This is a genomic window from Brevibacterium sp. HMSC24B04, from assembly GCF_001806835.1.
Classification (GTDB): Bacteria; Actinomycetota; Actinomycetes; order Actinomycetales; family Brevibacteriaceae; genus Brevibacterium; species Brevibacterium ravenspurgense.
The window spans coordinates 1-12,471 of record NZ_KV786068.1 but is presented as its reverse complement, the minus strand read 5'-3'; the positions used below and the strand labels follow the sequence as shown (position 1 = coordinate 12,471).

Sequence of the window (12,471 nt, the reverse complement as noted above, 5' to 3'; positions counted from 1 at the left end):
GCGCCCCCGTGCACAATGCACGGGGGCGCTTCAGTCAGAGCTGATCAGTGCGCGTGGTTGCCGCGATCGTACTCGTATACGAGTCCGATCAGGGATACCAGGCACAGCACGCCACCGAAGGGCATGATCCACCAGCCGACTGCAACCCCGAGGAAGCAGATGCCGATGCCTGCAGCCAGAGCCAAAGGCCACCAGCTCCACGGGCTGTAGAAGCCGTACTCGTAGGATTCATCGCTGATCTCAGCAGATTCGATGTCCTGCGGGTGCTTGCCCATCTTCTTGTCCTCCAAGAAGACAAACGCACCGATCATGAGCGACATCAGACCAACAAGCAAGATAGCTGGAAATCCAACCAGTTCCTTGAAGTCCGTCAGGTAACCGTAGACGAACGCGACAGGAATGAAGAAGAAGATTCCTGCACTGAAAATCAGGCCCGAGATCCTCACTTGGTGCTCCTTTCGGGCAGCGAGTAAGCGTCACTGGGGTGACCAGCCAGTTCCAGAAGTTCTGGGTGGTTCGCGTCGAATGCCGGGCGCTCCGAGCGGATGCGGGGCAGCGACGTGAAGTTGTGACGCGGTGGCGGGCAGGAGGTTGCCCATTCGAGCGAACCGCCGTAGCCCCACGGGTCGTTCACGGTGACCTTCGGCGCCTTGCGTGCGGTGATCCACACGTTCCAGAACCACGGGATCATGGAAGCTGCAAGGATGATCGTGCCGACGGTCGAAAGCTGGTTCTGCCAGGTGATGTTGTCCTGCGGCAGGTAGTCAGCGTATCGACGCGGCATGCCTTCAACACCGAGCCAGTGCTGGATGAGGAAGGTGGCGTGGAAGCCGATGAACAGAATCCAGAAGTGGATCTTGCCAAGTGTTTCGTTGAGCATCTTGCCGGTGAACTTCGGCCACCAGAAGTAGAATCCGGCGAACATCGCGAAGACGACGGTACCGAAGATCACGTAGTGGAAGTGAGCCACAACAAAGTAGGTGTCGGACACCTGCTGGTCCATGATCGGGCTTGCCAGAACAACGCCGGTGAGACCACCGAAGACGAAGCTGACGAGGAAGCCGATCGACCAGAGCATCGGGGTTTCGAAGGTCAGCGAACCGCGGAACATCGTGAAGATCCAGTTGAAGATCTTCACACCCGTCGGAACCGCGATGAGCATCGTCATAAACGCGAAGAACGGAAGCATGACTGCACCGGTGACGTACATGTGGTGAGCCCAAACGGTAACCGACAGGGCTGCAATCGCGATTGTCGCGTAGACAAGCATCTTGTAGCCGAAGATCGGCTTACGGCTGAAGGTCGGGAAGATCTCAGACACGATGCCGAAGAACGGCAGTGCAATCACGTAGACCTCAGGGTGGCCGAAGAACCAGAACAGGTGCTGGTACAGAATCGGTCCGCCGTTCTCCGGGCTGAAGATGTGTGCGCCCAGAACACGGTCTGCTGCAACAGCGAACAGAGCAGCCGCCAGCGGCGGGAATGCCATCAGCACGAGGATACCCGTGATCAGGACGTTCCAGGAGAACACCGAAAGACGGAACATCGTCATACCCGGTGCGCGCATGGTGATCACGGTCGTAATGAAGTTCACGGAACCGAGAATCGTGCCGAAGCCCTGGAAGGCGATGCCGAGCGTCCACAGGTGGCCGCCCAGTCCGGGCGTGTACGTGGTGTTGCTCAGCGGAGCGTAAGCCGTCCACCCGAACGATGCTGCACCCTGCGGGGTCAGGAACCCGGAGCAGGCGATGAGCGAACCGAAGAGGAACACCCAGAAGGCGAATGCGTTCAGTCGCGGGAATGCGACGTCGGGAGCACCGATCTGCAGCGGCATGATGACGTTGGCAAAACCGGCAAACAGCGGCGTTGCGAACATCAGCAGCATAAGCGTGCCGTGCATGGTGAACAGCTGGTTGTACTGTTCCTTCGTTTCGATGATCTGCATACCGGGCGCGAACAGCTCAAGACGAATGAGCACGGCCATGACACCGGCGATGCAGAAGAAGAGGAACGACGCGATCAGGTACATGTACCCAATCGTCTTGTGGTCGGTGGAGGTCAGCCAGTTGACGATGACCTTGCCCTTACTCACCGGAACCTTCGGTGCAGCACCGAGGTCGACGGGGCGATCAGCTACCGCCGTCATTTGTCAGCACCTTCTTTCTGGTATGGGTTGGAGTACCAGTTTGTGCGGTCGAATTCTTCGCCGAGTACACCGGTGTTGCCCTGTTCACGGAGCTTGTTGGTGTAGGCCAGGTATTCGTCCTTCGACACAACCTTGACGTTGAAGATCATTTCGGAGTGGAACTCACCGCAGAGCTCGGCACATTTTCCGAGGTATTCGCCTTCCTTCAGGGCCTTGAGGTGGAGCGTCGCCACACGGCCCGGGATCATGTCGCGCTTCTCGAGGAACGCGGGAACCCAGAAAGAGTGAATGACGTCGCGCGAACGGAGCTGGATCTCAAGATCCGTGTTCGCCGGCAGGTACAGCGTCGGTGCTTCTTCACCGGGCTTTTCAGTACCGTCCAGGTTTGCCTGAACACCTGCGTAGTGGACGTCCTGCGAGGTGTAGTTGAAGTCCCAAGCCCACTGCTTGCCGACAACCTCGATCTTCTCTTCGCCCGGCGTCTTGTCATTCGTGGTCTCGTCGAACAGCGCCATGTTGTGGAAGAAGAAGCCGACAACAAGGATGATCGGAATGACCGTGTACATGATCTCGACGGGCATGTTGTACTGCAGCTGCACCGGCAGTCCGCGATCGTTCTTACGACGGCGGTACGCGACGATGCAGAAGAGCATCAGACCCCATGTGATGGCGCCTACGGCTAGAGCAGCAATCCAGCCTCCGGTCCACAGTGCGGTGTACGCGTCTGTGTGGGACGTCGCGCCTTTCGAAGCGGCGGGCATATAGCCCAGCTCCGGCGCACCGTTGGAGCAGCCGGCGAGGAGGGCAGAAGAAGCCAGGGCGCCTGCAGCGCCCACCTTCTTCGCCCAGGCCTTCGGAGACCTGCGTGCTGACTGATTCGGAGAATCCACGTGCAGCCTTTCGGATACCTAACGGATGAATCCTGCGTGTTGGGCGGCACTCATAGGTGCGACGCCAACCGACGGAAGTCACCCAACTCTGACTTTGTCTTAACCACCCTACCGCTAACGGGGGTGAAATTTCATACTCACCTGCTCATTGCATGAGAAAATCCTGTGTGTGAAGACCGCGAAGCCGCATTTCTACGGCTTTTGCGTACTCGAGCTCAGAGATTTCCGACACGCCGAGCGATTCTAAGTGTGGCGTGGACCACTGCGCATCGATGAGCCACGGGCCTTCCTCACATCTGGCCTCCATGTGGCGAACGAGTCCGACGAGGGCCGCTTTGGAGGCATCGGTTTCCTTGTGGAACATGGACTCACCCGCAAATACGCTTCCCAGGTCAAGCCCGAACAGCCCGCCGATGAGTTCGCCATCGCGGTCCCACACATCGACTGATTTCATCCATCCTGTTCTGGCCAACTCCGTGTACACGGCTTTTATGTCGTCGGTGATCCACGCACCCGGGCGCGAGGGGTCGGCACACCCGACCAGGACGTCGTCGAACGCCTCGTTCCACGTAATGCGCATTCCCCGCATCGACTTGCGAAGGCTCTTAGAGACCCTGAGCTCGCCCGGCAGAAGCACACCGCGCGTTTTGGGCGACCACCAGCCGCAGCCGTCTTCGCCCGCATCGCCGAGTTCCATCGGAAACAGTCCGGCACGATAGACAGAAACAATTCGGCCGATCTCCAGCTGCGGTGAAACAGCTGCGAGATCGGCCGGTTGCATTCCCATTGACGAAGGTGCGTCAGTGGAAAGAATCCCCGCAGGCACACGAGCCAGCGGCATTGGGGTTGTCGATCGTAAAGCCCTGCTTTTCGATGGTGTCCGAGAAGTCGATGGTGGATCCGTCGAGGTAGGGAACGCTCATGCGGTCGACGATGACCTCGACGCCGTCGAAATTGCGCACTGCGTCCCCGTCGAGGACGCGCTCGTCAAAGTACAGCTGATAGATCAGGCCGGAGCACCCTCCAGGCTGCACAGCAACACGCAGGCGAAGGTCGTCGCGGCCTTCCTGCTCGAGGAGGCTGCGAACTTTGTCGGCTGCCGCTGAAGAAAGATCAACTCCGTGCGACGCCTGTTCTGTAACAGTCATATTCACTCCAATTCATCGGCAATGCCTACGGTACGTATGGAAACGGCTGGGGCAAGCATAGTATTCCCGGCCGACAACTCGGATCAGGCCCGTTCACCCAGCCGCTTGAGCAGAAGAGCCTCGGACACAATAGCCCGCTTGAAATCAGGCAGGTAAAGACTTTCGTTGGCACTGTGGGCGCGAGTGTCAGGGTCTTCAATGCCGGTAACGAGGATCGAGGCATTCGGGAAGACCTCGAGCAGGTCCGCAATGAACGGGATGGATCCGCCCAAGCCCATCTTCACCGCTTCCTCCCCGAAGCCATCGGTCAGCGCTTCGAGTGCCTTGCCGAGAACCGGGTCAGATTCGTCGGCCTGCCAGGGGCTGCCGAACTCGGATGCGCCGAACTCGATCTGCGCGCCGAAGGGCACATGTTCTTCAAGGTGCTTGCGGAGCATGTTAAGAGCAGCCTCAGGGTCTTGCCCCGGGGCCAAACGCATCGACACTTTCGCACCGGCGCGAGCGTGCAGAGTGTTCGAGGAATCAGCCACGCTCGGCATGTCGATCCCAATGACGGTAAGTGCCGGCTGCGACCACAGACGCGAGGCGAGTGGGCCGCGCCCGATGAGGTCTGTCCCGGGCAGGACACCGGAATCGCGGCGCAGGTCTTCCTCGCTGTATTCAACAGCGGCCTCTTCAGAGGCGACGAGCCCCTCGACCGCCGGCGAACCGTCCTCGTTGTGCAGGCTGGACAGCAGGCGGATGAGGGCGAGCGGTGCATCCGGCGCCACTCCCCCGTACATGCCGGAGTGAACCGAGTGCTTCATCGTCGTAACGGTGAACTCGAGCGACGCCATGCCGCGCAGGCTCGTGGTCAGTGCGGGTTTGCCCTCCGCCCAGTTGCCGGAGTCGGCAACGATGATGACATCAGCAGCCAGCTTGTCCCGGTAGCGCTCAATGAAGTCTCGGAAGCTGGGAGAGCCGGCTTCTTCTTCACCTTCAATGAACAGAGTCACACCGACATCAAGTTCGTCCGCCAGCAATCGCAGCGCAGTCAGGTGAACCAGGATGCCAGCTTTGTCATCTGCCGAACCACGACCGTAGGCGCGGTCGCCCTTGACGGTAAGTTCAAACGGTTCGGTATCCCAGTCATCGCGACTGCCAGCGGGCTGTACGTCGTGATGCGCGTACAGCAGAACCGTGGGCTGCCCTTCCGGAGCCGCACGGCGAGCCACTACCGCTGGATACCCCTCGCTGCCGTCCTGGTTGGCACCGCGCAGGATCTCGACGTTGTCAAACCCGACTTCTTCGGCGAGCTCAGCTGTGAGCGCCGCTGAATCAGCTACGTGCTGAGGATCGACGTTCGGCCATGCGACCGACGGCACAGCGACGAGTTTGGTGAGGTTGTCAAGGACAACCGAGTAAATGGCGTCCAGCCGCTCGTGCAGAGCCTTGGACAGAGCAGTTCCGTGCTGTGGAGATTCAGAAATGGTCATGCTCCGATACTATTAGCGCCGTACAGCCACAGGAAGCAGCGCGCACAATACACGTGCGGAGAGCATTATCAGGAGACGAACCAGGCATGTCGGACAAGCCAGAATCCAACGAGCATCACCGGGACCCCGAGGCGAAGAAGAACCGCCCCACACCGTCCCGTCGCCAGCAGGAGCAGGCTCGCCGTCGCCCTCTCGTACCCGAAGACCGCAAAACAGCCAAGGCTGAGGCCCGCGCCGAAATGCGCCGTGAGCGCAACTACATCCGCGAACGGATGATGGAAGGCGATGAGCGCTATCTCCCCGCTCGTGACGTCGGCCCGCAGCGCCGCTACATCCGCGACTATGTCGACGCCCGCTACTCTTTCGGCGAGCTGCTCATCCCGATTGCTCTTGTCATTCTGCTGGTGAGCCTGTTCATTCAAAACGTGCAGGTGCAGGCCTATTCGACATACGTCATCTATGTGCTTCTGGGCCTCGTGGTTCTGGACGGCTTCATCATGCACTTCACCCTGAAGAAGAAGATGTCTGCCAAGTTCGGAGCCGAAAACCTGCAGCGCGGCAATACCTTCTATGCGATTATGCGGAGCATTCAGCTGCGTATGCTCCGCACTCCCCGCGCCCTCGTCGGCCGGCGCGAATATCCCAACTGACAACCATGCCGGCTGCAGCTGACCCGCAGCGGCAGCCGGACATTCAGCGGCCGAGGATCTTCTGTGCAAGGCGCGGACCTTCGTAGATGAGGCCCGTGTACACCTGCACCAGATCTGCACCTGCCGCAATCCTGGCGAGGTAGTCAGCACGCGACTGCACTCCCCCAACAGAGATGACGGTCATGTCCTCCGCAACCCGCGAGCGGACCAAACGCAGAACTTCAAAGGACCGCGCGGCAGCCGGGGCTCCCGAGATCCCTCCTGCTTCCGCCTCGGCAAGTTCGCGATCCGCACCGGTGACTACCGAACGGTCCAGAACAGTGTTGGTGCAGATAATCCCATCTAGGCCGACCTCCGATGCGAGGTCACAGACAGCCAGAACGTCGTCGTCGGCGAGGTCCGGTGCGATCTTGACCAGCACCGGGACGTGACCGAGCGTCGAACGCACATCAGATGAGCCAACTGCCCGTGTTTCTTCCAGAACCGCAGTGAGGATCGGACGCAGCGCCTCGATCGTCTGCAGATCCCGCAATCCCGGCGTGTTGGGTGAGGAGACATTGATCACGAGGTAGTCGGCGTACTTCGCAAGACGCGACGCCGACACCCGGTAATCATCAGCCGCCTGCTCCAAGGGAACAGTTTTCGTCTTGCCGATATTGACCCCGATGATGGGACGGCGATCTTCAGGAAACTCAGCAATCTGCTGGCGCGCACGCTGCAGATTGCGCTCCGCCCGCTCAGAACCATCGTTGTTGAAGCCCATGCGGTTGAGAACCCCCTCCGACTGGGCCAGGCGGAACAACCGCTTCTTCGGATTGCCGGGCTGGCCCTCAGCAGTGACGGTGCCCACCTCAATGTGGCCGAAGCCCAGCCGGGACATCGCCCGGACGCCCACGCCGTTCTTATCGAACCCGGCGGCCAGCCCCAGACGATTGGGGAACGTCAAGCCCATGACGGTGGCCGGTTTCGGTCGCACACCGAACAGGGAGCTGATGAGATCTCCGCCCCCGGGAAGAGAATCAAGTAGGTTAAGAAGTGAGAAGCTCGCGCTGTGCGCCAGCTCCGCGTCAGAGCGGACAAGAACAGAGCGGTAGAGGGCTTTGTACATAAAGCTATCTTTACCGCCTGGCGCGCGCGGGAACAAATGACAGCAGAAGAAAGGTTTCGCATGACCCAGTCGATTCCATCCGCAGCAGGACGCACCGCGGCCGCGCACAAGGCCAAGGCCGATGTGCTTGTGGTCGGGCTGACCGCTGAGGGCACCGTTCTAGCAGAAGACCTCAAGCCCGCTCTCGCCAAGGACCTCGAGAAGGCCGCCGTCAGCGTCGACGCGTCCGGCCGACTCGACTCGACGGCGCGGGTGCCCGCACCCGCTGGATTCGCGGCAGGTTCTGTCGTCCTGGCCGGACTTGGGGAATTCTCTCCGGCTGACCTGACTGAACCGACCAAGGCAGATGCAGCCCTCGATGCTCTGCGTCGCGCTGCCGGTTCAGCTCTGCGCAGCATCACGAAGGCCCGTTCGGTCGCGCTCGCTCTGCCCAGCCCCGACGCCGCGGCTGCCGAAGCGATCGCAACCGGTGCCGTGCTCGGCGCCTACCGCTACGGTGCCTACCGTTCCGAAGACAAGGCGAAGACCCTTGCTGCCGGCATTGAAGTGCTCACGGCGAAGTCCAACCTCAAGGCTGTTGAGCGCGGTGCCGTCATCGCACGCGGCACCTGCGGTGCACGCGACTTCGTCAACCAGCCGCCGCTGGATCTCTACCCGGAAACGTTCGCTGCTGAGGTCGTAAAGCAGGCGAAGGCCGAAAAGATCAAGGCAACCGTTTGGGATCCAGCGAAACTCGAGGCCGAGGGCTTCGGCGGACTCATCGGCGTTGGCCGCGGTTCAAAGCGCGGACCCCGCCTGGTGAAGCTCGAGTACGCACCCCGCCGTGCTTCCAAGCACCTGGCCCTGGTCGGCAAGGGAATCACCTTCGACTCCGGCGGCATTTCCCTGAAGCCCGCTGCAAGCATGGAGGACATGAAGTCCGACATGGGCGGCGCCGCAGCCGCGGCTCAGGCCATCATCACGATCGCCCGCCTGCAGCTGCCGGTCAAGGTCACCGCCTGGCTCGCCATGGCTGAAAACATGCCCGGATCGGACGCACAGCGCCCCAGCGACGTCATCACCATCTACGGCGGCAAGACCGTCGAGGTGACCAACACCGACGCAGAAGGCCGTCTGGTGCTGGCCGATGCCCTTGTTGCGGCAGGCAAGGAGAACCCGGACCTCATCATCGACATCGCGACCCTCACCGGTGCGCAGATCGTCGCCCTGGGCAACCGCACCTCGGGTGTTATGGGCCGGACGAATGCCCGCAACGCCGTAGTCCTCGCCTCCGAGAAGACCGGCGAGGCCATGTGGCCGATGCCCTTCCCGGAAGAGCTTCTGAGCTACTTCGATTCGGAAACCGCTGACATCAAGAACTCCGGCAAGCGCCCCGGAGGCATGCTCAGCGCCGGCGTCTTCCTGCAGGAATTCGTCGCAGACGAACAGGATTGGGCACACATTGACATCGCCGGACCGTCGTTCAACTCGGAATCGCCGTGGGGCTACACCCCAGCCGAAGGCACCGGCGTTCCGGTTCGCACACTCGTCCAGGTGGCCGAAAACCTCGCCTGATCGCATCCGTCCCCGGTTTGACAGTGGTCACACTGCCGAGCCGGGGCGGGACTTTATCGGAATTAAGTGAAAAGATAGGACCAGCCGCCACAGCGGTCCTCAACCGACCATTTTGCTAGGAGCACATTTCGTGAGCGATTCGCAAAACAACTACGACCTCATCGTTCTCGGCGGTGGCACAGCCGGCTACGCCGCGGCACTCCGCGCGACGCAGCTTGACATGAAGGTCGCTCTCATTGAGCGCGACAAGGTCGGAGGCACCTGCCTTCACCGCGGCTGCGTCCCCACCAAGGCACTCCTCCACGTTGCCGAAGTCGCAGACTCGACACGCGAAGCCAGCGTGTTCGGCATCGATGCCACCCTCAACAACATCAACGTCAAAGACGTGCTGAAGTTCAAGAGCGGCATCACCGACAAGAACCACAAGGGCTTGCAGGGCCTCATCAAAATGGCCGGCATCGACACCGTCATCGGCGAAGGCAAGCTGACCGGCAAGGACACCGTCACCGTCTCCACCGACGAAGGCGATGTCGAACTGACGGGCAAGAACATTGTCCTGGCCACCGGTTCGACTTCCCGCACACTCGGCATCGAGATCGGCGGCAACGTGCTCACCAGCACCGAAGCTCTCAACCTCGACCGCGTTCCCAAGTCCGCAATCGTGCTCGGCGGCGGCGTCATCGGCGTTGAGTTCGCAAGCATTTGGAACTCCTTCGGATCCGACGTCACAATCGTCGAAGGACTGCCGAACCTCGTGGCCAACGAAGACGCATCCGTTTCCAAGGGCCTCGAGCGCGCATTCAAGAAGCGCAAGATCAAGCAGAAGCTCGGCGTGTTCTTCAAGGAAGTCGAGCAGACCTCCGACGGCGTCAAGGTGTCCCTCGAAGACGGCACTGAACTCGAAGCCGAGGTTCTGCTCGTGGCTGTCGGCCGCGGTCCCGTGACCGAAGGCTTCGGCTTCGAAGAGCAGGGAGTGAAGCTCGACCGCGGTTTCGTCACCACGAACGATCGCCTGCACACCGGTGTCGGCAACATCTACGCCGCCGGCGACATCGTGCCCGGCCTGCAGCTTGCACACCGCTCCTTCGCGCACGGTATCTTCATTGCCGAAGAGATCGCGGGCAAGAACCCGGCACCGCTGGATGAAACCGGCGTTCCGCGCATCACCTACTGCGACCCGGAGATCTTCTCCGTCGGCCTCACGGAAAAGAAGGCTGCTGAGAAGTACGGCGAAGACAAGATCGAAAAGGTCGAATTCCCGCTGGCCGGCAACGCCAAGTCCGCCATCCTCAACACGCAGGGATTCATCAAGATCATCCGCGAAAAGGACGGCCCGATTGTCGGCGTTCACGGACTCGGCGCTCGCCTGTCCGAACAGGCCGGCGAAGCCCAGCTCATCGTGAACTGGGAGGCCTTCCCCGAAGAGGTCGCATCGCTCATCCACGGACACCCCACCCAGAACGAAGCCATCGGCGAAGCAGCGCTGGCGCTTGCCGGCAAGCCGCTGCACTTCCGCTGATCGAGCCATAGGGAGACTGACACAATGGCCAACACCGTAAAGATGCCCGCTCTCGGCGAATCGGTGACGGAAGGCACCGTCACCCGCTGGCTGAAGGAAGTCGGCGACACCGTCGAGGTCGACGAACCGCTTCTCGAAGTGTCGACTGACAAGGTCGACACCGAAATCCCCAGCCCGTACTCCGGCGTTCTGCAGGAGATCCTGGCTGAAGAAGACGACGACGTCGAGGTCGGCGGCGACCTCGCTGTCATCGGCGACGGAGAAGGCTCCGGCGACTCCGCTGAAGACGACTCCGCTGGCGAAGAAGAAGCCGAAGAACCAGATGCCGAAGAGCCAGAGGCGGACGAAGAGCCCGAAGACGACGCAGCCGAAGAAGAGGACGAAGCTACCGCTGCGAAGTCGGACGACAAGCCCTCCGGCGGTTCCGGTGAATCGCAGGAAGTCACCATGCCGGCTCTCGGCGAATCGGTGACGGAGGGCACCGTCACCCGCTGGCTGAAGGAAGTCGGCGACACCGTCGAGGTCGACGAACCGCTTCTCGAAGTGTCGACTGACAAGGTCGACACCGAAATCCCCAGCCCTGTCGCAGGCACCGTGCTTGAACTGCTTGCTGAAGAAGACGACGACGTTGAAGTCGGCGCACCCCTGGCGCGCATCGGCGACGGCGACGCTTCGGCTTCGGATGACAAGCAGGACGACGCTGACGATGCCGACCAGGCTGAAGACTCGGCTGACAACACTGACGATGCCGACCAGGCTGAAGACTCGGCTGACGAAGCTGACAACGCTGACGAAGCCGATGTCGAAGAAGAAGCCATCGAAGAGTCCGAAAAGGACCTGTCGAAGGAAGAGCCCAAGAAGGCTCCCGCCTCTGAGTCGACGGCATCGGATGACGAAGCCCAGACCGCTGCTGCCAAGCAGGCTGCGGGCGAATCGAGCAGCGCACCCAGCCGCTCCGCCGAGTCTGCTTCTTCGGCCGCACAGACCGTGACCTCCGGCCAGGCGCCCTACGTCACGCCGCTGGTGCGCAAGCTTGCACGCGAAAAGGGCGTTGACCTTTCGACCGTGCGCGGAACGGGAGTCGGCGGTCGCATCCGCAAGCAGGATGTCCTTGCCGCACAGAGCACCGCCAGTGCCTCTGCCCCGGCTGCGTCTGCTCCTGCGGGCCGCGAACCTTTCGTCATCGAGGTTTCGGAAGAAGCCAAGAAGCTGCGCGGCACCACGCAGAAGGCCTCGCGCATTCGCCGCACCATTGCACAGCGCATGCGCGAATCGCTGCAGAACTCCGCTCAGCTCACCCAGGTGACCGAAGTCGACATGACTGCTGTTTCGGCTCTGCGCAAGGCCAAGAAGGAAGAATTCCAGCAGAAGCACGGCGTTAAGCTGACGTACCTGCCGTTCTTCGCCAAGGCCGTAGCAGAAGCCCTGCAGGCGTACCCGCGTGTCAACGCCACGTTCGATGTCGAGGCTGGAGAGATCGCCTACCCCGACTCTGAGAACCTCGGCATTGCGGTCGACACCGAACGCGGTCTGCTGGTTCCGGTCGTCAAGAACGCCGGCGACCTTTCGATCGCTGGCCTGGCCAAGGCAATCGACGACGTCGCGTCCAAGACTCGCGATGGCAAGATCAGCCCTGACCTGCTGTCGGGCGGCACGTTCACCATCACGAACATCGGTTCGTTCGGTGCTCTGTTCGACACGCCGATCATCAACCACCCCGAGGTCGGCATCCTGGGCACCGGTGCTATCAAGCGCCGCCCGCAGGTTGTCACAACCGAAGACGGCACCGAGGCAATCGCTATTCGCGACATGGCGTACCTGCCGCTGACCTACAACCACGAACTGGTTGACGGTGCGGACGCCGGTCGTTTCCTCAAGGCCATTAAGAACCGCCTTGAGAACGGTTCGTTCGAGGCCGATCTCGACCTCTGATCGATCCTGATCGATCCTGAATAGAAGCGCCCGCGGAGAAATCCGCGGG

Annotated in this window: 11 protein-coding genes; 4 read left to right on the top strand and 7 right to left on the bottom strand. The window is 61.2% G+C overall.

Features of this window, described 5'->3' with window-relative positions; translation table 11 throughout:
- Window positions 1-44: 44 nt before the first annotated feature.
- The 6 genes from HMPREF3092_RS00060 to HMPREF3092_RS00035 form a co-directional block, all read right to left on the bottom strand.
- Window positions 45-446, bottom strand: coding sequence for a cytochrome c oxidase subunit 4 (locus HMPREF3092_RS00060; protein ID WP_019174961.1), 402 nt, complete (start codon window positions 444-446; stop codon window positions 45-47).
- Window positions 443-2,146: an aa3-type cytochrome oxidase subunit I gene (gene ctaD / locus HMPREF3092_RS00055; RefSeq protein ID WP_019174960.1), complete on the bottom strand. Its 1,704-nt coding sequence runs from the start codon at window positions 2,144-2,146 to the stop codon at window positions 443-445. The genes HMPREF3092_RS00060 and ctaD overlap by 4 nt, the downstream gene beginning before the upstream one ends.
- Window positions 2,143-3,036, bottom strand: coding sequence for an aa3-type cytochrome oxidase subunit II (gene coxB / locus HMPREF3092_RS00050; protein WP_070423414.1), 894 nt, complete (start codon window positions 3,034-3,036; stop codon window positions 2,143-2,145). The genes ctaD and coxB overlap by 4 nt, the downstream gene beginning before the upstream one ends.
- Window positions 3,037-3,181: 145 nt before the next feature.
- On the bottom strand, window positions 3,182-3,823 hold the full coding sequence (gene aat / locus HMPREF3092_RS00045) for a leucyl/phenylalanyl-tRNA--protein transferase (RefSeq protein WP_231864022.1): 642 nt from the start codon (window positions 3,821-3,823) through the stop codon (window positions 3,182-3,184).
- A gap of 13 nt (window positions 3,824-3,836) precedes the next feature.
- Window positions 3,837-4,184: a HesB/IscA family protein gene (locus HMPREF3092_RS00040; RefSeq protein WP_019174957.1), complete on the bottom strand. Its 348-nt coding sequence runs from the start codon at window positions 4,182-4,184 to the stop codon at window positions 3,837-3,839.
- A gap of 83 nt (window positions 4,185-4,267) precedes the next feature.
- Window positions 4,268-5,659: a dipeptidase gene (locus tag HMPREF3092_RS00035; protein WP_070423413.1), complete on the bottom strand. Its 1,392-nt coding sequence runs from the start codon at window positions 5,657-5,659 to the stop codon at window positions 4,268-4,270.
- A gap of 86 nt (window positions 5,660-5,745) precedes the next feature.
- Here HMPREF3092_RS00035 and HMPREF3092_RS00030 point away from each other — a divergent pair, with 86 nt between their 5' ends.
- Window positions 5,746-6,309 carry a DUF3043 domain-containing protein gene (locus tag HMPREF3092_RS00030; RefSeq protein WP_070423412.1) on the top strand — a complete coding sequence of 188 codons (564 nt, stop codon included), beginning with the start codon at window positions 5,746-5,748 and terminating at the stop codon, window positions 6,307-6,309.
- Between the two features lie 43 nt (window positions 6,310-6,352).
- On the opposite strand, the gene HMPREF3092_RS00025 is transcribed toward HMPREF3092_RS00030, so the two are convergent.
- Complete coding sequence (locus HMPREF3092_RS00025; RefSeq protein WP_070423411.1) at window positions 6,353-7,417, bottom strand: quinone-dependent dihydroorotate dehydrogenase; 1,065 nt, start codon at window positions 7,415-7,417, stop codon at window positions 6,353-6,355.
- A 60-nt stretch (window positions 7,418-7,477) separates the two neighbouring features.
- Between HMPREF3092_RS00025 and HMPREF3092_RS00020 the strand changes: the two genes are divergently transcribed.
- From HMPREF3092_RS00020 to sucB, 3 genes are all read left to right on the top strand, one after another.
- Window positions 7,478-8,971: a leucyl aminopeptidase gene (locus HMPREF3092_RS00020; RefSeq protein ID WP_070423410.1), complete on the top strand. Its 1,494-nt coding sequence runs from the start codon at window positions 7,478-7,480 to the stop codon at window positions 8,969-8,971.
- Between the two features lie 130 nt (window positions 8,972-9,101).
- Window positions 9,102-10,490 carry a dihydrolipoyl dehydrogenase gene (lpdA, locus tag HMPREF3092_RS00015; RefSeq protein WP_070423409.1) on the top strand — a complete coding sequence of 463 codons (1,389 nt, stop codon included), beginning with the start codon at window positions 9,102-9,104 and terminating at the stop codon, window positions 10,488-10,490.
- 24 nt (window positions 10,491-10,514) lie between these two features.
- Window positions 10,515-12,422, top strand: coding sequence for a 2-oxoglutarate dehydrogenase, E2 component, dihydrolipoamide succinyltransferase (gene sucB / locus HMPREF3092_RS00010; protein WP_070423408.1), 1,908 nt, complete (start codon window positions 10,515-10,517; stop codon window positions 12,420-12,422).
- Window positions 12,423-12,471 lie beyond the last annotated feature (49 nt).